The organism is Amycolatopsis sp. NPDC114478 (assembly GCF_055633805.1).
Genome location: NZ_JBVKDO010000010.1, coordinates 292067 through 314458 on the forward strand (window position 1 = coordinate 292067; position 22392 = coordinate 314458).

Genomic DNA, 22392 nt, shown 5'->3' on the forward strand with positions numbered 1-22392 from the left:
GCGGGCTACGAAACGGACACGGCGGACTGCCGGAGCGCGGCGAACACCTCGGGCGAGGTGGTGCACTCGCCGAGGCGGACCGGCTTGCGGTCGCCGTGGAAGTCACTCGACCCCGTGGTGAGCAGCCCCAGGTCCGCGGCCACCTCACGCAGCCGCGCCCGCACCTCCGGCGATTGCTCCGGATGGTCGACTTCGACGCCGGCGAGCCCGGCTTCGGCCAACGCGGCCAGTTGCGCGTCGGAGACCGATGCGCGTCGCTTCACCGACCGCGGATGCGCCAGCACCGCGACACCCCCGGCCGCGCGCACGAGCGAGATCGCGTCCACAGTGGACAGCACGTGCTTCGGGACGTCCGCCCGGCCGCCGTCGGCGATCCAGTCGGCGGTGAAGGCATCGGTGATGCCCACCGCGGCCAGCGCCGCGGCGATGTGCGGACGCCCCAGCGGCGCACCGGCGGCGATCTCCCGCACCCGCGCCAGGCTGATCGGCGCGCCCAGCTCCCGGCAGCGCTCGACCATCCGCACCGCGCGCCGCTCCCGGTCGGTGCGGATCAGCTCCAGCTCACCGCCCAGCTCCGCGTGCCCCGGATCGACGAAGAGGCCGAGCAGGTGCACCTCCGCGTCGTCGAGCCGGCACGAGATCTCGACGCCGGGGACCAGCTCGATGTCCGGAGCAGCGGCGGAAGCCGCGGCCAGGCCGGCGAACGTGTCGTGGTCGGTGAGGGCCAGCACGGTCAGCCCGGCTTCGGCGGCCAGCCGGGGCAGCTGCGCGGGCGGCGTCGTCCCGTCGGAGGCGGTGCTGTGCGCGTGCAGGTCGATCGTCACCCGGCCGAGGATCTCACAGCAGCCCGGCCTCGCTGGCCTTCCCGATCGCCTCGACGCGGTTGCGCGCGCCGAGCTTGTGCAGCGCCGACTGCAGGTACGTCTTGACCGTGTTGCGCGCGAGCCCCGTCGACTCCGCGATCTCGGGGTTCGTCTGGCCCTGCGCAGCCAGCCGCAGCACCTCGTACTCGCGGCGGGTCAGGCCGCTGCGGGCCAGCGCGTCCGACCGCTGCCCGGCGTCGGGCAGGATCCGCGGGTCGACGACGCGCTCGCCGCGCAGCACCCGCCGCAGCTCGGTCACCAGCTGCGCGCCGGCGGCGTCCTTGAGCAGGCAGCCGTGCGCCCCCGACTCCAGCGCGGCCAGCACGCCCTGGTGGTCGCCGTGCGCGGTGAACACGACGATCTTGCCGTCCGGGTGCACCCGCCGCAGCTCGGTGACGACCTCCGGGGCGAGCATGTCCGGCAGGCGCAGGTCGAGCAGGATCAGGTCCGGCGCCAGCGCCGCGACCCGCTCGATCGCCAGCCGCCCGGACTCCGCGGAGCCGACCACGCTCAGGCACGGGTCCGAGCGCAGCAGCAGCGTCACGCCGTCGCGGACCACCGGGTGGTCGTCGACGACGAACACGGTCGCGGGCGTCGTGGGGGTCACCGGCGCACCAGCGGCACCCACGCGCGCAGCGTGCAGCCGTCGTCGTCGTCCCGGACCAGGCTGATCCGCCCGCCGAGCCGCAGCGCGCGGCCGCTCAGCGTCCGCAGGCCCATCCCGGTGCCGGGGACGGGCTCGCCGCCGCTGCCGTCGTCGGCGACGACCACCTGGACCCCGTCGTCGCTGGGCAGCAGGCTGACGATCACCGACGACGCCCCGGCGTGCTTCTCGACGTTGAGCAGCCCTTCGCGGACCGCGGCGACCAGCAGCGCGGTCCGTTCGGCGTCCAGCGGTGGCACCGCCGCGAGCTGCACGAACCGCGCCGGGACGCCGCAGCGGGCCTGGAACGAGCGGCAGTGCTCGGCCAGCTCGACCGGCAGCGCGCGTTCCGGGCTGGACTCCGACAGCGCCAGCAGCGACTCCCGCAGCGCGCCGGCGGCCGCCGAGACGTCGCCTTCCAGCCGCCGCAGCCGCGCCTCCAGCCCGGGGAGCTCGCGCAGGTCCGCGTGCAGGTCGCGCACCTGGACGCCGATGGAGAACAGCAGCGCCCCGACGGAGTCGTGCAGCGCGCTCTGCATGCGCAGGCGTTCGCCGGCCACCGCGGCCGTGCGGTCGGTCTCGGCCACTTTCGCCAGGTGCAGGGCCGCGCCGGCCTGGCAGGCGACCTCCTCCATCCGCCGGACGGCGTCGTCACCGAAGTCGGCGGGCTCTCGCATGGCCGCGTAGGCGATGGCGACGGTCTCGCCGCGCGCGACGATCGGGACAGCGAGCAGCGCGGCCAGGCCCTCCCCGCGGACCTGGACGTCGAAGTGGTGGGTGATCGTCGGCGCGCTGACGTAGTCGGTGACCTTCACCGGCCGGCCCAGCGCCAGCACCCGCCCGCCGACGCCCTGACCGGTCGGCACCTCGAGGTCCTGCAGCGCGTCGGTCCGGTTGCCCGACATCCAGCGGATCACGGCCAGCCCCGGCTCGGTGAGCTCGCCGACGAACCCGGCCTTCGCGCCGACGGCGTCCCGGACCAGGCGCGCGGTCCCGTGCAGCGCGGCGACGCGGTCGAGCGTGCCGAGCAGCTTTTCCCGCTCGCGCAGCAGCTCGCCCAGCACGGCGCTGTACTCGGCGACGTGCTCCTGTGCCGTCACGCGCCCACGATCGCACACGGACTGTGGTTTCGGACATACCCGGCTGGAGAGGTACGGGAGCGCCCGGTCGACTTGAATGGGGGCGTGGAGATCCTCACCGACGCCGCCACGCTCGCGCTGTACACGACAGATGCGTCCAACTACCGCCACGTGCCCCGCGGGGTGGTGCTGCCGGAGTCCGTCGACGACGTCGTCGCCGCGGTCGCGGCCGCCCGCGATCGTGACCTGCCGGTGATCGCCCGCGGCGGCGGCACGAGCGTCGCCGGCAACGCGTGCGGGCCGGGCCTGGTGATCGACACCTCGCGCCACGTCGGCGGCGTGCTTTCCCTGGACCCGGAGGCCCGGCTCGCGCGGGTGCTGCCCGGCACGGTGCTCGACGACCTGCAGGCGGTCGCGGCGCCGCACGGGCTGCGGTTCGGGCCGGACCCGTCGACGCACAGCCGCTGCACCCTCGGCGGGATGATCGGCAACAACGCGTGCGGCTCGCACTCGGTGGCGTGGGGGCGCACGGTCGACGTCGTCCGCTCGCTGGACGTGCTGCTCTACGACGGCACGCGGCTGCGGGTGGGCCGGGACGAGCCCACCGAGGGCCCGATCTTCGACGAGCTGCGCGCGCTCGTGCGCGACAACCTGGCGTTGCTGCGCAAGGAACTTTCGACGTGGCCGCGGCGGGTGTCCGGCTACGGGCTCGAACACCTGCTGCCGGAGAACGGGTTCGACGTCGCGAAGGCGCTCGTCGGCTCGGAAGGCACCTGCGTCACGATCCTCGAGGCGACGGTCGAGCTGGCCCGGCTGCCTGCTCGTCGCGTGCTGGCCGTGCTGGGCTTCCCCTCCGACATCGCCGCGGCCGACGCCGTGCCGTCGATCCTGCCGTGGTCGCCGCTGACCGTCGAAGGCGTGGACGCCGAGCTGGTCGCGATGCTGCCCGGCCGCGCGGGCGACCTGCCGCCGGGTGGCGCGTGGCTGTTCGTCGAGCTGGCGGGGGACGACCCGGCTTCGCGGGCCCGGGACTTGGCCGCGTCCCTCGACCTGACCGGGTTCGCGATCGTCGACGACCCGGCCGCGCAACGCGGGCTGTGGCGCATCCGCGAGGAGGGCGCGGGGCTCGCGACCCGGCTCGCGGACGGCTCGGAAGCCTGGCCGGGCTGGGAGGACGCGGCTGTCCCGCCCGAGCGGCTCGGCGCGTACCTGCGCGAGTTCAAGGACCTCATGCGGGCGCACGGGCGGCGCAGCGTCGTCTACGGCCACTACGGCGAAGGCTGCCTGCACATGCGGCTGGACTTCGATCTGCTGTCTTCGGGCGGCATCGCGGACTTCCGGCGCTTCCTGGAGGAGGCCGCGGACCTCGTCGCCGCGCACGGCGGATCGCTGTCCGGCGAGCACGGCGACGGCCAGGCGCGGTCCGAGCTGCTGTCCCGCATGTACAGCCCGGAGATGCTGGACGTGTTCGCCCGGTTCAAGGCGATCTTCGACCCGGCCGGCCGGATGAACCCCGGCATCCTGGTCGCGCCGCGCGCGATCGACGCGGACCTGCGCGTACGAGCCACCTCACCGTCCTTCGAGGACAGTGTCTTCCTCGGCTACCCGGAGGACCAGGGGAGTTTCGGGCAGGCGATGCGGCGCTGCGTCGGCGTCGGGAAGTGCCGCAACACCAGCGGCGGCGGCGTGATGTGCCCGAGCTACCGGGCCACCCGGGAAGAGCAGCACTCGACGCGGGGGCGGGCACACCTGCTCGCCGAGATGATCAACGGCGAGGTCATCACCGACGGCTGGCGCTCGTCCGAAGTGCACGACGCCCTGGACTTGTGCTTGTCCTGCAAGGGATGTCTGTCGGACTGCCCGGTCGACGTCGACATGGCGACCTACAAGGCGGAGTTCCTGCACCACCACTACCGGCGGCGGCTGCGGCCGGCGTCGCACTACTCGATGGGCTGGCTACCGCTGTGGCTCCGGGCCAGCGCGCGGATGCCGCGGCTGGCCAATCTCGTGGGGCGGTCCCGCTTGGCGGGTCTGGTGAAACGGCTCGGCGGGATCGCGCCCGAGCGTTCGCTGCCTTCGTTCGCCCCTTCGCCGTTCACGTCGTCGCGGGCGGATCTCCGGCGCCGGGCGTCGGGCGAGCGTCGCGTCGTGCTGTGGCCGGATTCGTTCAACAACTACCTCACGCCGTCGGTGCTGGAGGCCGCCCACGAGGTGCTCACCGCGGCGGGCTACGACGTCGTGCTGCCCGACCGCGGAGTCTGTTGTGGACTGACGTGGGTGTCGACCGGCCAGCTCGGCGTCGCGCGCCGCGTCCTGGACCGGACGCTTTCCGTGCTGGCGCCGTGCCTCGAAGACGGCTACGAGGTGGCCGGGCTGGAGCCGAGCTGCACGGCGCTGTTCCGCGGCGACCTGCCGGCGCTCATGCCCGGCGACGCGCGCGCGGAGCTGCTGGCTTCCCGGACGTTCACGTTCGCGGAGCTGCTGGAGCGGGCGCCGATCCCGTTCGCGGCGCTCGACGTCGACGCGATCACGCAGGTGCACTGCCACCAGCACGCGGTCCTCGGCTTCGGCGCCGACGAGTCGGCTCTCGCGGCGGCGGGGGTGCGCAACACGACGCTCGACTCGGGGTGTTGCGGCCTGGCGGGCAACTTCGGCTTCGAGCGCGGCCACTACGAGGTGTCGAAGGCGGTGGCGGAGGACCGGATGCTCCCGGCGATCCGCGCTGCCTCGGCGGAGACGGTGGTGGTGTCGGACGGCTTCAGCTGCCGGACCCAGATCGAGCAGGAGTCCGGCCGCCGTCCGGTGCACCTCGCGGAGCTACTGCGCCGCGCGTTGCCCTGAGCCCCACCAGGCGGTCGCCAGGGCGTCCAGCGTGGGCTCCGGCGGCGCCGGCAGGATGTCGAAGTACCAGGGGAAGTTGCTGTAGACGTGCAGCAACGCGTACGCCAGGCACCGGCGCGGGTCGATCGGCTGCCCGTAACCGTCCAGGAAGCGGCGCAGCAGGTCGCCGTCCCCGCGTGAGACGAACAGGCCCACTGCGACGAAGTCGTACTCCGCCGCGCCGCGCATCGCGGGCTCGAAGTCGAACACGCCGGTGACGCGGCCGTCGGCGACCATGACGTGCTCGCGCATGAACTCCGTGTGCAGCGGGACGACCGGTGGCGTCCCCAGGTCGACCGCGTCGAGGAACGCCGGGATCTGCGCGGTCCACGTGTCGTCCAGGTTGATCGTCCGGTGGTGCTCGACGACCTTCGCGCGTTGCGCCGCCACGAACTCCGCCCAGTCCGCGGGGTCCAGGACGGCCAGCCGCGGGTCGTCGACCGCGTGCAGGGTGGCCAGGAGCTCGCCCAGCTCGCGCACGAGCCGCCCTCTGTCCTCCGTGGACAGTTCCGGCCAGGCCTCGGCGAGCGTCCGCCCGGGGAGGCGTTCCATGAGCAGCCAGCCCCAGCCGTCGCGCTCGCCCGCGTCCTTCACCGCCGGTGTCGGCAGGGTGCCGTGCAGTGCTTCGAGGACGGTGCGCTCGGTCGTGCTCTCGGCGAGGTACAGCGGCGGGTAGAGCTTGAGCACCAGGTCGTCGCCGACGGCGTACACCGGCAGCGAGCCCTCGGTGAACGGGACGACGTCGTCCCGCCCCAGCAGGGCGGTGACCGCGGGGAGCAGCGCCGCGCGGGAGAGCTCCGCCTCGGTCGCCGCGGACGGGAAGGTGGCCATGATCCCGACCGTAGGCCGGGTGTCGAGCGGTTATTCCGTGCGCTCCAGCAGCGTCCTGGTCGCGGTGACCACCAGCCGGCAGATGTCGTCGGGGTCCGCGCTGGCCAGGGGTTCCTTCCCGCTGACCTCGCGGACCAGCGCGATCCCCATCAGCCAGGCGAGCGCGAGGTCCGCGCGCAGCTCGGCGTCCGGGGCGTCGGTCAGCGTGGCCAGCACCCGCGCGTACTCCTCGCCGATCTCTTGGCGGATGGCGGCCGCGACGCCGTCGCTGCCCGATGAGCGCAGGTAGGTCTCGAGCGTCCGGTTCCGCGGCCCCTCGGGGGCCAGCATGCTGTGCAGGGAGGCGCTGAACAGCCGCTCGGGCGGCGTGCTGGCCAGCTGCTCGCGGCCGTCACGGGCGATCACCGCTTCGAACAGCGCTTCCTTGCTGCCGAAGTAGCGGAACAGCAGCGCCTGGTTGACCCCGGCCTCACCCGCGATGTCGCGCACGGTGGTCCGGTCGAAGCCGCGCTCGGCGAACAGCTTCGCGGCGGCGTCCAGCAACGCCTGCTGCGTCGCCGCCGCGTCCCGTCGCCGGCCGGCCTGTTCCGTCACTGGAGCAGGCTAACCGGCAAACGGGACACGCGCGCTGCTACCCGCTCAGCCGGATCGCCGCGGCCGGGCAGGTCAGCTCGGCCTGGCGGACCGCGTCGTCCTCACCGGACGCCGGTTCGTCGGTGAGGAGGACGACCGTGCCGGCCTCCTCGTCCTGGTCGAACGTCCCCGGCGCGAGCAGGACGCACTGTCCAGACGCGACGCAGGCTTCGGTGTCGGCGGTGATCTTCACGGGGCTCACCACGTCACCGGAACGGCGTCGACCCCGCCGGCGACACGGTTGACGCGCACCGGGATGTCCTCGATCCGGGCCGCCAGCCGCAGGCCGGGGAACCGGCGGAACAGCTTGGGGAACACCGTCCGCAGCTCGGTGCGGGCGAGGTTGGCGCCGATGCAGACGTGCGCGCCGGTGCCGAAGGCCAGGTGGACGTTCGGCGTGCGGCCCGGGTCGAACTCGTCGGGGTCGGAGAACACCGAGGCGTCGCGGTTGGCCGCGTCGCTGGAGACGAGCACCGCGTCGCCGCGCCGGATCCGCGTGCCGGCGATCTCGACGTCCTCGTGGGCGTAGCGCAGCAGGCCGGTGCCGCTCGTCGCGGTCAGCCGCAGGATCTCCTCGACGGTCTGGTTCACCTCGCCGTCGGGATCGGCGGCGAAGCGGTCGCGGCGGGCGGTGTCGCTGAGCAGGAAGAGCGTGCCCATCGCGATCCGGGTGGACGTCGTCTCGTGGCCGGCGAACAGCAGGCCGGTCGCCATCCGGGAGAGGTCGTCGTCGGTGAAGCTCGGGTCGTCGGCCTGGACGGCGACCATGTCGGAGATGACGTCGGGCTGCGGGTCCGCGCGCTTCGCCTCGGCGAGCTTCAGCATGTAGGCCTTGAACTCGGCCATCGCCGCCTGCGCGTCCTCGCCGCCGTCCATCCTCGCGATCCGCTCGGACAGGCCGCGGAAGTGCTCGCGGTCGGCGTACGGGACGCCGAGCAGTTCGCAGATCACCAATATCGGCAACGGGAAGGCGAGGAAGTCGGTGAGGTCGACCGGCTCGTGGGGGTTCGCGTCGCGGGCGGCCTGCAGGTCGTCGAGGCAGCGGTCGGTCAGCTCGGCGATCCGGTCGCCGAGCGCCCGCATGCGCGGCGCGGAGAACGCGGGCGCGAGCATCCGGCGCATCCGCTTGTGCTCGGCCTCTTCGGTTTCGAAGTCCCCGCTCGGGCCGTCCTGGATCGCGGCGTTCGAGATCCGCGACGCCTGCTCCGGCGCGGGGTGCGAACGGCCGAAGCGCTTGTCGCGGAAGACTTCCTTGGCCTCTTCGTACGACGTCACGAGCCACGCGGGGTCGCCGGCCGGGGTCAGCACCCGGCTGATCGGCGCGCGGCTGCGGAGGGCTTCGTAGTCCGGGGCGATGGCGAGCGCGTTCGCCCGGGTGAAGGGGAGGCGAGGCGTCTCTTCGGTGGTGGTCATGCGTCTCTCCTCAGTTCGGTTTCGAGGTCGGCGAGCCAGCGGAGTTCGGCGTCGAGCTTGCCGAGGACGTGCCGCAGCGCCGCCCGGCCCCACGGGTCGGCCTGCCCGGCCGCGAGCGCGGTGAGCCGGGCGTGCTCGGTGGTCAGCGCGTGTTTTCGCACGTCGAGGACCCGGGCGCGTTCTTCTTCCCGGAGCCGGCTGAAGCTCCCGACGCGCGCGAGGAACTCCTCCTGGCTGAGCGCCAGCTCGGCCGGGAAGTCCGCGAGCATGTCGTGCAGCAGCTCACGACCGACGTCGGTGATCGTGTAGACGTGCCGCGGCGGTTTGGCCTCCTGTTCCTCCGCGCTGCGGCTCACCGCGCCCGCGTCGACGAAGCGCCGCAGGGTCGGGTAGAGCGAGTTGTTCGACAAGGTGTGCCCGGTCGAGGCTTCGACGGCCTTGCGCAGCTCGTAGCCGTGCATCGGCTCGCGGTCCAGCCTCGACAGCAAGAGGATCTCGATCCACACCTAGGTCACCGTAACCTAGTGGTCCGTGACTGAGCAATGGCGGATCGTGACAGGTGGGGAGAAACTGTGTAGCTTTGTAAGCAGCTGCTTACAACCGAGCACGGGGGTTTTCCGGATGACCGTCACCCACACCGAGCCGCTCTCGTACCCCTTCAACGAGGAGGCCGGGCTCGACCTCAACGAGGCCTACGCGGCCGCCCGCGAAGCCGAGGGCATGGTCCGGGTCAAGATGACGTACGGGGAGCCGGCGTGGCTGGCCACCCGCTACGCCGACGCCCGGCTCGTGCTCGGTGACCGCCGGTTCTCGCGGGCGATGGAGAAGGAGAAGGACGCGCCGCGCCGCTCACCCGTGCAGCGCGAGGGCGGCATCCTGCAGATGGACCCGCCGGACCACACGCGGCTGCGGACGCTGGTGGCGAAGGCGTTCACCATGCGCCGCGTCGAGCTGCTCCGCCCGCGCGTCGCTTCCCTGGCGGCGGAGCTGATCGCGGACATGAAGGCCGCCGGCCCGCCCGCCGACCTCGTCGACCGCTACGCGCTGCCGATCCCGGTCGCGGTGATCTGCGAGCTGCTCGGCGTCCCGGTTGCCGACCGGCCGAAGTTCCGCGTCTGGAGCGACGCCGCGCTGTCGACCAGCGGGTTGACGCCGGAGGAGTTCGAGCGCAACCGCGAAGAGCTGCGCGACTACATGCGCGGGCTGATCGCCGAGCACCGGGCGCAGCCGCAGGACGACCTGATGACGGCGCTGATCGAGGCGCGCGACACCCGCGACCGGCTGACCGAGCTGGAGCTGGTCGACCTGTGCGTCGGCATCCTCGTCGCCGGCCACGAGACCACCGCCAGCCAGATCCCCAACTTCGTCTACGCGCTGCTCGACCAGCCCGGGCAGTGGCAGCGGCTGGTCGACGACCCGGACCTCATTCCGGCGGCCGTCGAGGAGCTGCTGCGGTTCGTCCCGCTGGGCGCCGGCGCCGGGTTCGCGCGCTACGCCACCGAAGACGTCGAGGTCGGCGGCGTGCTGGTGAAGGCGGGGGAGCCGGTGCTGGTGGCAGTCGGCGCGGCCAACCGCGACCGGCTGCAGTTCGACGACGCCGACCGGCTGCGGTTCGACCGCGGCGACACCCACCACCTCGGCTTCGGCCACGGCGTCCACCACTGCCTGGGCGCGCCCTTGGCCCGGCTCGAGCTGCAGGAGGCGCTGCGCGCGTTGGTCACCGAGCTGCCGGGCCTGCACCTGGCCGGCGATATCGTGTGGAAGACGCAGATGCTCGTCCGCGGACCGCGGTCGATGCCGATCGGATGGTGAGCATGACCTGGCACGTGGAAGTCGACGAACACACCTGCATCGGCTCGGGGATGTGCGCCGCGCTGATGCCCGAGGTGTTCGTCCTGGACGGCGCGGTCGCGCAGACGGCGGCGCCGGAGGTGGAAGCCGACGAGACGGTGCTGGACGCGGCGGACTCGTGTCCGGCGATGGCGATCACGGTGACCGACGGCGGCCGCGAGATCGGCCCGCGTCCCTAGGGTTCGAGGCGGCCGTGCTCGGTGACCACGGCCGTGACGAGCTCGTACGGGGTGACGTCGAACGCGGGGTTGAAGACCCGCGTGTTCGGTGGTGTGACCGTCGTGCCGGCGTATTCGGTGAGTTCGCGGGCATCGCGTTCTTCGATGGCGATGCCCGCACCGGTGTCGAGGGTCGTGTCCACAGTGGACGAAGGCGCGACGACGACGAACGGCACCCGGTGGTGCCAGGCGGCGATGGCGAGGCCGTAGGTCCCGATCTTGTTGGCGACATCGCCGTTGGCGGCGATCCGATCGGCCCCGACGAGCACGCAGTCGACCATCCCGTTCGCCATCGCGGCGGCGGCCGCGCCATCGGGTTGCACGCGGTAGGGGACGTTCTCCTGGGCGAGTTCCCACGCGGTCAGCCGGGCGCCTTGGAGGAGCGGGCGGGTCTCGTCGACGAGGACTTCTTCGACGAGCCCGCGTGCGTGCAGGTGCCAGACGACACCGAGGGCGCTGCCCCACCCGACGGTGGCGAGGCGCCCGGCGTTGCAGTGGGTGAGCAGCCTCAGCGGCCGGCGCGAGCACTCCTGCACAACGACCTCGGCGGCGTGCTGGGAGGCGGCTTTGTTGAGTTCTTCGTCCTCTTTGAGGAGGGCTTTCGCCTCGTCCAGGACGGCGTCCGGGCCTTGGGCGAGTTTGGTCATGGCGCGCCGGACGCCCCAGGCGAGGTTGACGGCGGTGGGCCGCGCGGTGGCGATCAGCCGGGCATCGGCCTCGACGTCGTGACTGGTCCGGGCGGCAAGGGCGACCCCGAGAGCACCGGCGGCCCCGAGGGCGGGCGCCCCGCGGACGGCGAGCCGTTTGATGGCGTCGACGAGCTCACCGACGGTCCGCAGGTGAAGCAGCCGGAACTCCCCGGGCAGGGCGGTCTGATCGATGACGACGACGGCGCCATCGTCCCAGTCGATGGTCCTGCGCACGTGCCCTCCCAGGGGTTATCGGGTTGCGCGCCCGGCGAAGATGCGACGGTGACCATTGAACGGCAGAACCCGCCCGGCTTGCACACACCACCGGGCTACCACCACGTGGTGTCGGTATCGGCGGGACGCACGCTGTACCTGGCGGGCCAGTGCCCGCTGACCGCTGAGGGATCGGTGCCCGAGGGTGTGCCGGCCCAGGTCGACCAGGTAGTGGCCAACACGGCGGCGGCGTTGAAGTTCGCGGGAGCGTCGCCGAGGGACGTGGTGCGCACGGTGATTTACGTGGTGACGGAGGACCGCGAGGTGTTGTCGGAGGTGTGGGACCGGCTGACGAGTTCGGAGATCAGCGAGGCGTTCACCGCGGCGAGCACGCTGCTGGGGGTGGCCCAGCTGGGGTTCGAGGGCCAGCTGGTGGAGCTGGACGTAACGGCAGCACTGGACTGACGAGCGCCGGCCAGGCAGAGCGAAACAGACAGCCGGCCACTCGACAACGCACCCGGCCAGCCATCCTCTCCCCGGCCCCGGCCCCGGCCCCGGCCCCGGCCCCGGCCCCGGCCCCGGCCCCGGCCCCCTACAACCCAGCCATCAAATCCGTCTCCGTGATCCCCGGCCCCTGCCCCACCCGGATGAACCACTCGGTCCCGAAAGCAAAAGCGAAAGCATCATCCGGCATGGCCAGCATGAACATGTCCTCACTGATCTGGCTCGGATGAGCCCGCATGGCCGCCCGCTTCACGCCCACGTACTTCGACACATCCACCGCCGCCGTGATCTCGGCCTCCGGCTTCCCGAACTCCACGTTCTCCGGGGGCTTCGGGGCCGCCTCCTCGGGCATCAACCCCTGCTCCACCGCCGCCTCGAAGCCGCGCTGCATGAACTCGCGGTTGAACGTCGCCTGGAACACCCTCGAAGTTCCGGCCAGCTCGGCCGCGCGCATGCCGACCCGGTGGACCTGGATGTGGTCCGGGTGGCCGTAGTCGCCGTTGTCGTCGTAGACCGTCAGCACGTCGGCCGACTCCGCGCGCAGGATCTCCGCCAGCTGCTCGGCCGCCTTTTCGACGTCCGCGCGCCAGAAGCACCCCGGGTCGTCGTTCGTCGGCTCGCCCATCATCCCCGAGTCGCGGTAGCCCAGGAACTCGACGCGGGCCACGCCGAGGATCTCCGCGGCCGCGTGCGACTCCCGCACGCGCCGCTCCCACAGTTGTTCGCCGTCGGCGAGGAAGCCCTCGGGGACCTCGCCGACCTCGCCCTTGGTGGCGACGACGAGCACGACGCGGTGCCCCTCGGCGACGGCCTTGGCCATCACCCCGGCGGTGCGCAGGCATTCGTCGTCCGGGTGGGCGTGGAAGGTGACCAGTGTTGCCATGTCCGCCAAGCTACCGAACACCACCGACAAAAACCGCCCGCCAAGGTGCGCACCTGCCGTCGGAGTCGTCGCACGTGGCCGACCGGCTGGACGCCGCTCGCGGACGACATCGCCGCCCCGCGCGGGGCGGTCCGGCACATGATCGAAGGGACAACCGGTCGCCGCGCTAGGCCTGTTCCTTCGCGCACCACCAGGTCGACCGGCCGCCGACCGTGCCGTGCACCATTTCAGCGCCGCAGCGCGGGCAGTGGTCGCCGGCCCGGCGGTGCCCGATGATCTCGCCGGTGTGCACGCCGCCGTGCTTGATCGCCGCGCGCAACGACTTCCGCAGCGCCTTGTGCAGCTCGGTCAGCTCGTCGCCGGACAGCTCGTCGACCGGACGGGCCGGGCTCACGGCCGCCTGCCACAGCGTTTCGTCGGCCAGCAGGTTCCCGATCCCGGCCAGCACCGACTGGTCCAGCAGCCGCGCCTTCACCGGCGCGCGCCCCCGGCCCACGCGCGAGCGGAAGTCCGCGCGCGACACCTCGCCGGCGTCCGGGCCCAGCGCGTCGAGGTCGGGGTCGAGCCGCACCCGGCTGAGCCGCCGGGTGTCGAAGAGACGCAGTTGTTCGCCGTCGGCGAAGGTGAGCCCGAACCGGAACCACTCCGGCTTCTCGTCGCGGCCGCGGAACCGCCGCGGCCCGGGCGGCCCGCTGCGGCCGGCGAACCGCAGCTGCCCGGCCATGCCGAGGTGCAGGCCGAGGGTCGGGCCCGGTTCGCCGGCGCCGTTCTCCGTTTCGCACCACAGCGTCTTGCCCCGCCGGTGCGCCTCGGTGAGCCGGCCGCCCCGCAACGCGGCGGCGATGTCCCCGGGCGCGTGCGGACGGCAGACCCAGTCGTCGTGGTCGTCGACGTCCCGGATCTCCCGGCCGAGCGCGTCGGCGAGGACCTGGCGGGCGAGCTCCACTTCGGGCAGTTCCGGCACGCCGACCAGTCTGCCGACTCCGGCGCCCAGCCGCAGATCACTCCGGCCGCGTCCATTCGTACAGCCGGTGCTCGGGGTTGGTCAGGTCCGGCGCGGCCACCATCCGGTCCATGACGATCGCCCTCGCGATGAACCCGAAGTGGAGGTTCGTGCCGACCGTGCGGCGCAGGTACGCCTGGTTCGCCGGCCCGAGCACCGGGTGGGTCAGGCACCGGGCGGCCGCCAGGGTGCCGCGGGCGTACATGCCGGCGCACATCGTGATGGTGCGCCGCCGGTCGGCCGGGTTGACGCCGCGGAAGAACAGGATCACGTCCTCGTGGAGGATGCGCGCCCCGTATTCGTCGCCGAGGACGGGGCTGAACCGCTGCGTCCCGTCCCCGTTGACGACTTCCATGCCGAGCCAGTCCGTCTCCGGCAGGCGCGGCGACATCTTCACCGGCAGGTGCAGCGCCGAGAACATGTCGCGGGTCAGCATGTTGAAGTCCGATCCGCCGATCACCACGAGGTGGCTGGCGTAGTCCGCGGGCTGCAGTTCGTCCGTCGTCGCGAACTTCACGTCGTTGTCCGGGTTCAGGGCGCGAATGTGACCGAACAGGTGGACCAGGGCATCGGGATCGGCGTACGTCAGCAAATCGACGTAGTCGGGGTCCCGCCGATCGCTCGGCGCGAAACTGCCGACCTCCGACTGCGGGATCCGCCCGCAGGTGATCATCACCGGATCGTCCGGCGGAAACCGCCAGAGATCGGGCGTTTCTTCGTCTTCCGGATCGGCGATGACCTCGGCGGGCTGCCCGGCGACGGCTCTTTCCCACGCGTTCGTCCACGCCGCCCGGTCCCCGTCCGGCACCCCGAACGCGTCCAGCAGCGCCAAAAGCAGGTCCCGCCGCGGCCCGCGCCGGCCGGTCAGGACCCCGTTCACGGTCGAGCGGGGCAGCACGTGTCCCCGTTTCTCGCCGAGCCGCTCGATGTCGCGCAGAGACGGATTCCCGGCGCGCACCCGGCATTGCCGGAGCAGCGCGGCCAACTGGGTGAGCGTCGTGACCCCGGACGGGTCAAGGTCACCGAATGGTCCGGGTCGGGAAAGCGGCATGGTGACATGGTGTCCCATCGCGGCCGGTTTTGTCCCACATCGTCTCACGCCTTCGCGTTCGTCTTCGTGTGTCCGCGGACGTGGTGCGGAAACCGCGCGCGACTGTTCAATCGTCTCAGGGACATCGGCTCTGCCGAGGGGACGGACAATGCTTCACGAAGGTCAGCTCGTTTACGGACTCATCGTCGCGGTCGACGTCGAAGGGTTCTCGCGCATGGGGATCCTCGACCAGACCGCGGTGCTTTTCCGGCTCGAGGAAGTGCTCGACCGCGCCGCCGAACGGGCCGGGCTCGCCCGCGCCGAATGGATCAGGCAACCGCGGGGCGACGGTGAGCTGGCGGTGCTGCCCGCCGATTCCGACGTTTCCCGCGTGCTCGCGGATTTCGTCCACGAGGTCGTGGAAGAACTGCGGCGGGGGAGCCGGCCCCGGCTGCGCTTGCGGATTTCGATGCACCACGGCGCCCTGACCGCGGGGGTGTTCGGCCCGATCGGGGACGCGCTGATCGTCGCCTGCCGGTTGCTCGACGCGGAGTCCGCGCGCGAAACGCTGGCCCGGCACGCCGGCGAAGACGTCGTGGTCGTCGTTTCGGACCGGTTGTACGAAGACGTCGTCGCCACGCGGTTCCGCGGCCTGCGTCCCGACCGGTTCCGGCTGGTGACCGAACACGTGAAGGGCCGGACGTACTGCGGGTACCTCTGCGTGGGCAGCCCGAAAGCCGGGCCCGGAGCTGTCAGGCGGGTGACCCGCTGGAGGACGGCCGCCGCGTCGTGACGAGACCGCCGCGGCGGCCGCCGGTCAGGGGCGGCGGTCCCGGCGGACCAGGGCCAGCGCCGGGACGATGACCACGGCGGCGAGGACGAACGTCACCGGGTAGCCCACCGAGCCGATGACCAGCCCCGCGCCCAGCGCGCCGGCGGCCATGCCCAGGTCGTAGGCCGCGTTCCAGATCGCGCTCACGGCGCTCTCGCCGCCCGCCGGGACGCGGGCGTACATCAGCGTCAGCGTCGCGTTCTGCAGCGCGCCGAACCCGGCGCCCAGCACGACCGCCCCGCCGATCACCAGCGACGGCGTGCCGGTGGCCGCGATGGCCGCCATGCCCACGGCCGACAGGACCACGCCCGGCACCAGCAGGACGGCCGGGCCGTGGCGGTCGCCGAGCCGGCCGGCGACCCAGCGGGCGGCGGTGGCCGCCGCGGGCTGGGCGAGCAACGCGCTCGCGGCGACCCACGCGGGCTGGTCGGCGGCGGCGAGCGGGAGGAACGTGACCAGGACGCCGACCGCGGCGGCGGCCACGGCGAAGACTGTCGCGGGGCGGGTCAGCACCGGGTTGCGCAGGCCGGCGAGGACGCCGTGGCCGCCGTCTTCCTTGGGCGTCGCGGCGTAGCGCGGCAGGCCGGGCACCGACACCAGGGCGAGCAGGGTGGCCACGGTCGTCGCCACGAACACCGGCGTGAAGCCCCAGTGCGCCGCCGCCCAGACACCGGCGGGCAGCGCCAGCAGACCGGGGATCCCGCCGACGATCCCGACCAGGGCGAGGCCCTCGCCGCGCCGGTCCGCCGGGATCAGCAGTGCGGTGACGGCGCCACCGGCCACGACGGCGATCGCGAACCCGATCCCGCGCACCACGCTGACCCCGACGATCACCCAGACGTCCGAGCTGAGCGTGAGCAGCAGCGTCGGCGCGCCGAGCAGGACCAGCCCGACGGCCAGCGCCCACCGGTACCCGACCCGGGCGACCAGCCGCGGCGTCACCAGCTCGGCGGCGACGGTGGCCAGCAGCAGCGCGACCGTCGCCAGCCCGGCGCCGCTGTCCGAGCCCGCCTGCTTCGCGAACAGTGGCACCACCGAAAGCGGCAGGTAGAAGCCGATCGACGACCCGAAGATCGAGACGAAGCGGATGAGCAGGGCGCGGGATACCAGCCTCGGCCGGATTTGCAGGTCAGCGGTCATGACTAAAACGGTAGAAGCGAACTGGGTCACCGGTAAGGTCCAGTTCCATGGCTGTGGAGTGGGCCGGTTTGAGTCCGGAGCTGCTGTTCACGATCGACCGCGAGAGCGGCGCGGGCCTGCGCACGCAGCTGGAGGACCAGCTGCGCGACGCGATCCGCGGCGGCCGCCTGGCGGGCGGGGAGAAGCTGCCGTCGTCACGCGAGCTCGCCCGCGGCCTCGGCCTGTCGCGGGGGCTGGTGCAGGACTGCTACGCCCAGCTGCAGGCCGAGGGCTACCTGACCAGCCGCGCGGGCTCGGCGACGCGGGTGGCGTCGGTCGTCCGGCCCGCGGAGCCGCCGCGGGTGAGCGCGCCGGAGCGGCCGCGGCACGAGGTCGCCGACTTCCGCCACGGCGTCCCCGACCTGCGCCTCGCGCCGCGCGAAGACTGGGCGTGGGCCGTGCGCGAGGTCTGCCGCACCGCGCCGAACAGCGCCTTCGACTACGGCGACCCGGCCGGCGCCCGGCCGCTGCGGGAGGTGCTCGCGGCGTACCTGCGACGGGTGCGGGCGGTCGTGGCCACGGCCGACCAGCTGGTCGTGTGCACCGGCATGGCCCAGGCGCTCGGGCTGGTGCTGCGCGCGCTGGCCGCCGACGGCATCGGCACGATCGCCGTCGAGGACCCCGGTGTCGTCCGGACGACGACCGAGCAGGCGAACGCCGCCGGGCTGACCGCCGTGCCCGTCCCGGTCGACGAGGACGGCGTCGACGTCGCCGCCCTCGAACGCAGCGGCGCGCGGGCCGTGCTGGTGACCCCGGCCCACCAGTGGCCCACCGGCGTGGTGCTCGCCGGGCACCGCCGCCAGGAGCTGCTCGCCTGGGCGCGGCGGCACGACGGCGTCGTCATCGAGGACGACTACGACGCGGAATTCCGCTACGACCGCGACCCGGTCGGCTCGCTGCAAGGCCTCGACCCCGACCGCGTCGTCTCGCTGGGGACGGTCAGCAAGTCGCTGGCGCCGGCGTTGCGGCTGGGCTGGCTGGTCGCTCCCGCCCGGCTGCTCGACGCCTTGGCGCGCGGCAAGCACGTCACCGACCGCGGGAGCCCCGGCCTCGACCAGCTGGCGCTGGCGCTGCTCATCGAATCGGGGCGCTACGACCGGCACCTGCGCCGCGCCCGCGCCGAGTACGCGGCCCGGCGCGAAACCCTGCTCGCCGCGCTGGCCGCCCACGCGCCGGGCATCCGCGTCACCGGGCTCGCGGCGGGGTTCCACGCGATCCTGCACCTGCCCCCGGGCGCCGACGAGGAGCGGGTGATCGCCCGCGCGGCCGAGCGCGGCGTCGGGCTACACGGCCTGGCCCGGATGCACGCGACGCCGTCGGCGACGGCACCGCGGCTCGTCCTGGGCTTCGGCGACACACCGCAGCGCTCGATCGAAGCGGGGATCGCCGCCATCGCGGACCTGCTGTCAGGCGTCGAGTGACTGGGACGTGGTGACTTCCCAGGCGAACCCGTCCGGGTCCGTGAACGCACCGGCGGGGTGATTGACGGCGATCCGGTGCGAGCCACTGCCCTCAGGGGCGACGCCGGCCTGCTTGGCGAGCGCCTTGCGCCGGTAGAGTGCCAGCTTGACGCGGCTTTCGCCGCCCTCGAACTCGACGTACATCCGGCCGAAGCTCTTCGCGACGGCGAGCCCGTGGTCGACGTAGAACTTCTTGCTGGCGGCGACGTCGGCGACGCCGAGCAGCAGCACGAGGGAGTCGAACGCCCGCGTGACGGGGCCGGTGTCCTTCTTGTTCGAGGTGGCGACGGTCCAGATCGCGCCGTCGGGAGCCTGGACGCCGCCACCGTAGCCCCACATGTTCTTCGCGGCGGCCTTGAGCACGGTGGCCCCAGCCTCGACGGCGCTGGCCATGAGCGAGTCGACGTCACCCGGCTGGGCGACGGTGAGGGAGAGGGTGAAGCCGCGGAACCCGCTGGAGGGCTGCTGAGCGGCCCGGAAGCGGAGCTGGCTGGTGAGGCCGAAGGCGTCGGAGTAGAAGCGCTCGGCGGCGGCGGTGTCGGTGACTTCGAGGGTGATGGCGTCGATGTTGGTCATGCCGGTAACGCTAGGTCCGGCCCGGTGACCAGCGCTTCTCGATTCCTGATCGGTTGGAGCGGGGCGCTGGCCGGCGGCCCGCGCGGCCCGGCGCTTGGCCAGGTCGCCGGCGTGGACAGCGTCGTGAATTTCCCAGTACAGGTCGGAATAGGCGGCGCGCTCGGGAAACCCCGAGCTCGCCGCGTTCGCCGACACGATCGAGGGAGAACGGCTCGTGGGCGCCGGCGCGGTGGTCCGGGCGCTCGCCGAAATCGGCGGGCTGCGGTCCGGGCTCGGCTTCGACCAGGCCCGCCGATCGGCTAGTACTCGCCCTTGATGACGAAGTACGAACCGCGGATGGTGCCGGCCAGCTTGGACTTCTGGCGGGCGAACTTGAACGACCCCAGTTCCGCCGGCACCTCCATCCCGTCGGAGAGCTTGAACCCGACCGCGCGCTTGCCGCCGTCGTCCACTGTGTACATCACGTTGATCGACAGGCCGCTTTCGTAGAACACGTACGCCATCCGGATGTTCTCGACCTGGAACGCCGTCGCCTCGAGCGGGCGGGACGCGATGACGATCCCGCGTTCCTCTTCGAGGATCCGGTGCACCCAGTCGATCGTCGGCTGCGCGTCGGCCGCCGGCTCGACCGCGAAGACGTGGTCGTACTTGTTCTTGAAGTACCGGGCCTCGTTCGCCCGCAGGCCGGCGAGCGCGGCCGCGACCGGCGAGGACTCGAGGCCTTCGGTGGACACGGTGGTGAAGTCCACGGCTTGGGGCATGGGGCATTCCTCCCGGGGGACGAACTCGGCGGGTGCGCTGGTGGTGGTGACTATAGTCAGGCGGACTCGGCTTCGCGGATGATCGCGACCGCGGCGCGCGGGTCCGGCACGGTGATCGTCACGCTCCGGCCGGTGCGCAGGGTGAGCCGCAGGACGGTGCCGGTGCGGACCGTGAAGTAGGTGTGGCGCGGGGTCCACCAGTAGCCGAGGGAGACGCGCCACAGCGACGGCGCCAGCTCGGTCACCTCGGCGCGTTCGATTTCTTCCAGGCGGTAGGTGCGGTGCGGCCACCCGAATATTCCACAGTGGACGGAAATGCCGTTGGGCCCGGCCGCCGTCCGGACGCTGAGTCCGGTGAGGACGGCGACGAGCACCACGGCCGCGGCCACCAGCAGCGGGATCGCGGGCCCGGCGGGGTCGAGCCAGCTGCCGGGCGAGAGCGAGCCGAGCAGTACGAGCGGCAGGACCAGGGCGACGGCGAGGGTCACCACCAGCGGCCAGTTGGTCGAGCGTCCGGTGTAGATCGAGTACCGCGCGGATGCTGTCATCGGGCACCGTCCTCTCGAGGGGTCAGCTTCTCGATGAGCCGAAGCAGGTCGTGGCGCCCGACGCCGTGCCGGCGGGCGAGGGTCACGAGGGCTTGCGCGGCCTCGGTGACGGGGGCGGGTTCGGTGACGGCGGACGCGACCCGGGCACCGCGGCCGCGCCGGAACTCCAGGACGCCTTCTTCGCGCAGTTGCCGGTAGGCGGCCAGGACGGTGTTGCGATCGACCGAGAGTGCGCCGGCGAGTTCGGCCGCGGGAGGGAGTTGTTCCCCGACGGCGAGCTCGCCTGAAGCGACGCCACGGCGAACGCAGGCGATGATCTGGAGAGGCAAGGCCTCCCGCGACGAATGATCCACTGTCCATCTCATGGTGCTAGTATTATTAGCACCATCGGAAGGTGGAAGCAACCGTGCTGCCGCTGCCTAAGTGCTGACCGACAACCGGGGCGCGACCAGCCGGTCCCACGCCCATGCCGCGGCGATCGCCGCGGCCAGCAACACCACGCTCCCCACGACGTCCAACACGTAATGGTTCGCCGTCGTGATCACGACTGCCACCATGAGCAGCGGGAACACCCACGGCACCAGCGCCCATCGCGTGCCGCGAAGCGCCGACCACGCCGCATACGCGCACCACAACGACCAGCCCACGTGCATGCTCGGCATCGCCGTGTAATGGTTGGGGTTCGACCAGCTCTCCTGACGGAGAATGTCATACCGGGCAACGATGTCCACGGCACCGGCCAACGCCAGCCGCGGCGGTGACAGCGGCGCCGCCCAGTACACCGGCAGCACGAGGACCATCATCGCGACCATCGTCCGGCGGACCTTGCGGTACACCTCCGCGTGCCGGACGAACACCCACACCAGCACGCCCGCGACCACCACGTAGTACAACCGGTACACGTACACCGCCAGCCGGGCGACGACCGGATTCCCGGCCAGCCAACGGTTCGCGCTCAGCTCGATGTCGACGTGCACCGCGTGTTCCGCGGACTGAACGGCCGAAGCGGCGGCGTTGGCGGCCACCCCGTCCGTTCCCAACAATGCGGTGAGCCGCGCGAACAGCACGAACAACAGTGCCAGGAAGACCAGCTCGACGACCACCGCACGTCGCCCGCCGGAGGTCACGCCGGCAGGGTGCGCCGCAGGAACTCCGTGGTCAGGTCCCAGGCGCGGGCTGCCGCTTGCGGGTTGTGGAACATCGGGGCCACGTTGTTGTGGAACGCGTGCCCCGCCTCTTCCTGCACGTGGATCTCCGCGCCCTCGTGCTCGGCCACCGCCGCCTCGACGATCGCCACGTCCGTGCGCGGGATGTACGGGTCCTTGCCGCCGAAGTGGAACTGGATCGGGCACGTCACCCCGCTCAAGTCCGCGATCTGCTGCGCCACCGTCGATCCGTAGAACGACACCGCCACGTCGGGGTCGCCCGCGGCCGCCGCCGCGAACGCCAGTGAGCCGCCCAGGCAGAAGCCCAGTACGCCGACTCCGCCCGTCACCGACGGCGAAGAACGCAGGTGGGCCACCGTCTCCAGGACGTCCGACAGTCCCAGAGCCGGGTCGAACGCCGACGCCACCTCCATCGACGCCGCCACGCCGGCCTCGTCGTGCGTCGCCGACCAGCCGGGCGCCGTCCGCCAGAACAGCTCCGGGATCGCTACCACGTACCCCGCCGCCGCGAGGTCCGCCGCCACCGAACGGAGGTAGTCGTCCAAGCCGAAGATCTCCTGGACCAGCACCAGACCCGGGCCGCGACCGGACGGCGGGTGCCACACCGGGAGGTCCGTCAGCACGCTGTTCATCGGAAGGTCCTTTCCAGGATTTCGGCGACCAGCTCGGCCTGGCGGCCGTCCGGGTCGGGACTGTCCACTGCGGACACGTACGCCGCGTCCGCGCCTCGCCCGGTCATGATCGCCAGGTCCTCGCCCGCCGCCGCGCCCACGTGCGGAGCGAGGCCCAGGTGGCGGAAGTCGTCGTGGCCGTCCAGGTACGCGATCCCGTAACGGCCGGTGCGGCGCAACGCCAGCATCGCACCCAGCGAAATCGAGCAGTCGCCGCCCAGCACCACCGGGGACCACGTGCCGACGTACCGCCCCGGTGGCACGACGCCGCCGTCGGACGCCCCCAGGCGGTCGAGGATCCCGAGGTCGCGCAGCACGCCGGGCGTCTGGTAGCACCCCGGAACGGCGCCCTCGGCCGGCGGGCGGAGGCCCAAGTCGGACGGTGCGTCGATCACGACGTAGTTCCCCACCCGGTCACCGTACTGGCTCCGCGGCCGGAGGCGTCCTAAGTTGAGGTGCCGACCAA

Annotated in this window: 26 protein-coding genes; 6 read left to right on the plus strand and 20 right to left on the minus strand. The window is 72.5% G+C overall.

The window, feature by feature from the left end; translation table 11 throughout:
* Positions 1-5: 5 nt before the first annotated feature.
* From ACZ7OH_RS27535 to ACZ7OH_RS27545, 3 genes are read right to left on the minus strand one after another with little or no spacing between them, the layout of a single operon-like run.
* Positions 6-824: a PHP domain-containing protein gene (locus ACZ7OH_RS27535; RefSeq protein WP_470283431.1), complete on the minus strand. Its 819-nt coding sequence runs from the start codon at positions 822-824 to the stop codon at positions 6-8.
* Between the two features lie 13 nt (positions 825-837).
* A complete protein-coding gene (locus ACZ7OH_RS27540; RefSeq protein WP_400908146.1) occupies positions 838-1470 on the minus strand; it encodes a response regulator in 633 nt (210 codons plus the stop codon).
* Positions 1467-2606: a GAF domain-containing sensor histidine kinase gene (locus ACZ7OH_RS27545; RefSeq protein WP_400908144.1), complete on the minus strand. Its 1140-nt coding sequence runs from the start codon at positions 2604-2606 to the stop codon at positions 1467-1469. Before ACZ7OH_RS27545 ends, ACZ7OH_RS27540 begins: the two co-directional genes overlap by 4 nt.
* Positions 2607-2690: 84 nt before the next feature.
* On the opposite strand from ACZ7OH_RS27545, the gene ACZ7OH_RS27550 reads away from it, so the two are divergent.
* Entirely contained in the window at positions 2691-5426 is a 2736-nt protein-coding gene (locus tag ACZ7OH_RS27550; protein ID WP_470283432.1) for an FAD-binding and (Fe-S)-binding domain-containing protein, read from the plus strand.
* Here ACZ7OH_RS27550 and ACZ7OH_RS27555 read toward each other — a convergent pair.
* The 5 genes from ACZ7OH_RS27555 to ACZ7OH_RS27575 are packed head-to-tail and all read right to left on the minus strand — an operon-like array spanning position 5403 to position 8848.
* Positions 5403-6296 (minus strand): phosphotransferase family protein, encoded by an 894-nt coding sequence (locus ACZ7OH_RS27555; protein WP_470283433.1) that lies wholly within the window; start codon positions 6294-6296, stop codon positions 5403-5405. The two genes, ACZ7OH_RS27550 and ACZ7OH_RS27555, sit on opposite strands and share 24 nt — an antisense overlap.
* A 30-nt stretch (positions 6297-6326) precedes the next feature.
* Positions 6327-6890, minus strand: a complete 564-nt coding sequence (locus tag ACZ7OH_RS27560; protein WP_470283434.1) for a TetR/AcrR family transcriptional regulator — start codon at positions 6888-6890, stop codon at positions 6327-6329.
* 37 nt (positions 6891-6927) lie between these two features.
* Complete coding sequence (locus ACZ7OH_RS27565) at positions 6928-7122, minus strand: ferredoxin (RefSeq protein WP_470283435.1); 195 nt, start codon at positions 7120-7122, stop codon at positions 6928-6930.
* A gap of 5 nt (positions 7123-7127) precedes the next feature.
* Positions 7128-8342 (minus strand): cytochrome P450, encoded by a 1215-nt coding sequence (locus ACZ7OH_RS27570; protein ID WP_470283436.1) that lies wholly within the window; start codon positions 8340-8342, stop codon positions 7128-7130.
* Positions 8339-8848 carry a PadR family transcriptional regulator gene (locus tag ACZ7OH_RS27575; RefSeq protein WP_400908129.1) on the minus strand — a complete coding sequence of 170 codons (510 nt, stop codon included), beginning with the start codon at positions 8846-8848 and terminating at the stop codon, positions 8339-8341. Before ACZ7OH_RS27575 ends, ACZ7OH_RS27570 begins: the two co-directional genes overlap by 4 nt.
* Positions 8849-8963: 115 nt before the next feature.
* Here ACZ7OH_RS27575 and ACZ7OH_RS27580 point away from each other — a divergent pair, with 115 nt between their 5' ends.
* Positions 8964-10154 carry a cytochrome P450 gene (locus ACZ7OH_RS27580; protein WP_470283437.1) on the plus strand — a complete coding sequence of 397 codons (1191 nt, stop codon included), beginning with the start codon at positions 8964-8966 and terminating at the stop codon, positions 10152-10154.
* Between the two features lie 2 nt (positions 10155-10156).
* A complete protein-coding gene (locus ACZ7OH_RS27585) occupies positions 10157-10372 on the plus strand; it encodes a ferredoxin (protein WP_372671020.1) in 216 nt (71 codons plus the stop codon).
* Here ACZ7OH_RS27585 and mtnA read toward each other — a convergent pair.
* A complete protein-coding gene (gene mtnA, locus ACZ7OH_RS27590) occupies positions 10369-11334 on the minus strand; it encodes an S-methyl-5-thioribose-1-phosphate isomerase (RefSeq protein ID WP_470283438.1) in 966 nt (321 codons plus the stop codon). The genes ACZ7OH_RS27585 and mtnA overlap by 4 nt on opposite strands.
* A gap of 48 nt (positions 11335-11382) precedes the next feature.
* Between mtnA and ACZ7OH_RS27595 the strand changes: the two genes are divergently transcribed.
* A complete protein-coding gene (locus ACZ7OH_RS27595) occupies positions 11383-11778 on the plus strand; it encodes a RidA family protein (RefSeq protein WP_470283439.1) in 396 nt (131 codons plus the stop codon).
* A 127-nt stretch (positions 11779-11905) separates the two neighbouring features.
* Here ACZ7OH_RS27595 and ACZ7OH_RS27600 read toward each other — a convergent pair whose 3' ends face one another.
* The 3 genes from ACZ7OH_RS27600 to ACZ7OH_RS27610 all read right to left on the minus strand — a co-directional run bounded on the left by ACZ7OH_RS27600 (position 11906) and on the right by ACZ7OH_RS27610 (position 14754).
* A complete protein-coding gene (locus ACZ7OH_RS27600; RefSeq protein ID WP_470283440.1) occupies positions 11906-12700 on the minus strand; it encodes a PIG-L family deacetylase in 795 nt (264 codons plus the stop codon).
* 166 nt (positions 12701-12866) lie between these two features.
* Positions 12867-13664, minus strand: coding sequence for an Fpg/Nei family DNA glycosylase (locus ACZ7OH_RS27605; RefSeq protein ID WP_470283441.1), 798 nt, complete (start codon positions 13662-13664; stop codon positions 12867-12869).
* 37 nt (positions 13665-13701) lie between these two features.
* Positions 13702-14754 carry a helix-turn-helix domain-containing protein gene (locus ACZ7OH_RS27610; RefSeq protein WP_470283442.1) on the minus strand — a complete coding sequence of 351 codons (1053 nt, stop codon included), beginning with the start codon at positions 14752-14754 and terminating at the stop codon, positions 13702-13704.
* Positions 14755-14902: 148 nt separating this feature from the next.
* On the opposite strand from ACZ7OH_RS27610, the gene ACZ7OH_RS27615 reads away from it, so the two are divergent.
* A complete protein-coding gene (locus ACZ7OH_RS27615) occupies positions 14903-15526 on the plus strand; it encodes a nucleotidyl cyclase domain-containing protein (RefSeq protein ID WP_470283443.1) in 624 nt (207 codons plus the stop codon).
* 24 nt (positions 15527-15550) lie between these two features.
* On the opposite strand, the gene ACZ7OH_RS27620 is transcribed toward ACZ7OH_RS27615, so the two are convergent.
* Entirely contained in the window at positions 15551-16705 is a 1155-nt protein-coding gene (locus ACZ7OH_RS27620) for an MFS transporter (RefSeq protein WP_470283444.1), read from the minus strand.
* A 47-nt stretch (positions 16706-16752) separates the two neighbouring features.
* Here ACZ7OH_RS27620 and pdxR point away from each other — a divergent pair, with 47 nt between their 5' ends.
* Positions 16753-18165, plus strand: coding sequence for a MocR-like pyridoxine biosynthesis transcription factor PdxR (pdxR, locus tag ACZ7OH_RS27625; RefSeq protein ID WP_470283445.1), 1413 nt, complete (start codon positions 16753-16755; stop codon positions 18163-18165).
* On the opposite strand, the gene ACZ7OH_RS27630 is transcribed toward pdxR, so the two are convergent.
* From ACZ7OH_RS27630 to ACZ7OH_RS27660, 7 genes are all read right to left on the minus strand, one after another.
* A complete protein-coding gene (locus tag ACZ7OH_RS27630; RefSeq protein WP_470283446.1) occupies positions 18151-18780 on the minus strand; it encodes a glyoxalase in 630 nt (209 codons plus the stop codon). The two genes, pdxR and ACZ7OH_RS27630, sit on opposite strands and share 15 nt — an antisense overlap.
* A gap of 299 nt (positions 18781-19079) precedes the next feature.
* Positions 19080-19541: a phage tail protein gene (locus ACZ7OH_RS27635; protein WP_470283447.1), complete on the minus strand. Its 462-nt coding sequence runs from the start codon at positions 19539-19541 to the stop codon at positions 19080-19082.
* A 56-nt stretch (positions 19542-19597) separates the two neighbouring features.
* Positions 19598-20089 (minus strand): hypothetical protein, encoded by a 492-nt coding sequence (locus ACZ7OH_RS27640; RefSeq protein ID WP_470283448.1) that lies wholly within the window; start codon positions 20087-20089, stop codon positions 19598-19600.
* Complete coding sequence (locus ACZ7OH_RS27645; protein WP_470283449.1) at positions 20086-20418, minus strand: GntR family transcriptional regulator; 333 nt, start codon at positions 20416-20418, stop codon at positions 20086-20088. The genes ACZ7OH_RS27640 and ACZ7OH_RS27645 overlap by 4 nt, the downstream gene beginning before the upstream one ends.
* Positions 20419-20508: 90 nt before the next feature.
* Complete coding sequence (locus ACZ7OH_RS27650; protein WP_470283450.1) at positions 20509-21216, minus strand: phosphatase PAP2 family protein; 708 nt, start codon at positions 21214-21216, stop codon at positions 20509-20511.
* Positions 21213-21887 (minus strand): dienelactone hydrolase family protein, encoded by a 675-nt coding sequence (locus ACZ7OH_RS27655; protein WP_470283451.1) that lies wholly within the window; start codon positions 21885-21887, stop codon positions 21213-21215. The genes ACZ7OH_RS27650 and ACZ7OH_RS27655 overlap by 4 nt, the downstream gene beginning before the upstream one ends.
* Positions 21884-22336 carry an arginase family protein gene (locus ACZ7OH_RS27660; protein WP_470283452.1) on the minus strand — a complete coding sequence of 151 codons (453 nt, stop codon included), beginning with the start codon at positions 22334-22336 and terminating at the stop codon, positions 21884-21886. The genes ACZ7OH_RS27655 and ACZ7OH_RS27660 overlap by 4 nt, the downstream gene beginning before the upstream one ends.
* Positions 22337-22392: the final 56 nt, after the last annotated feature.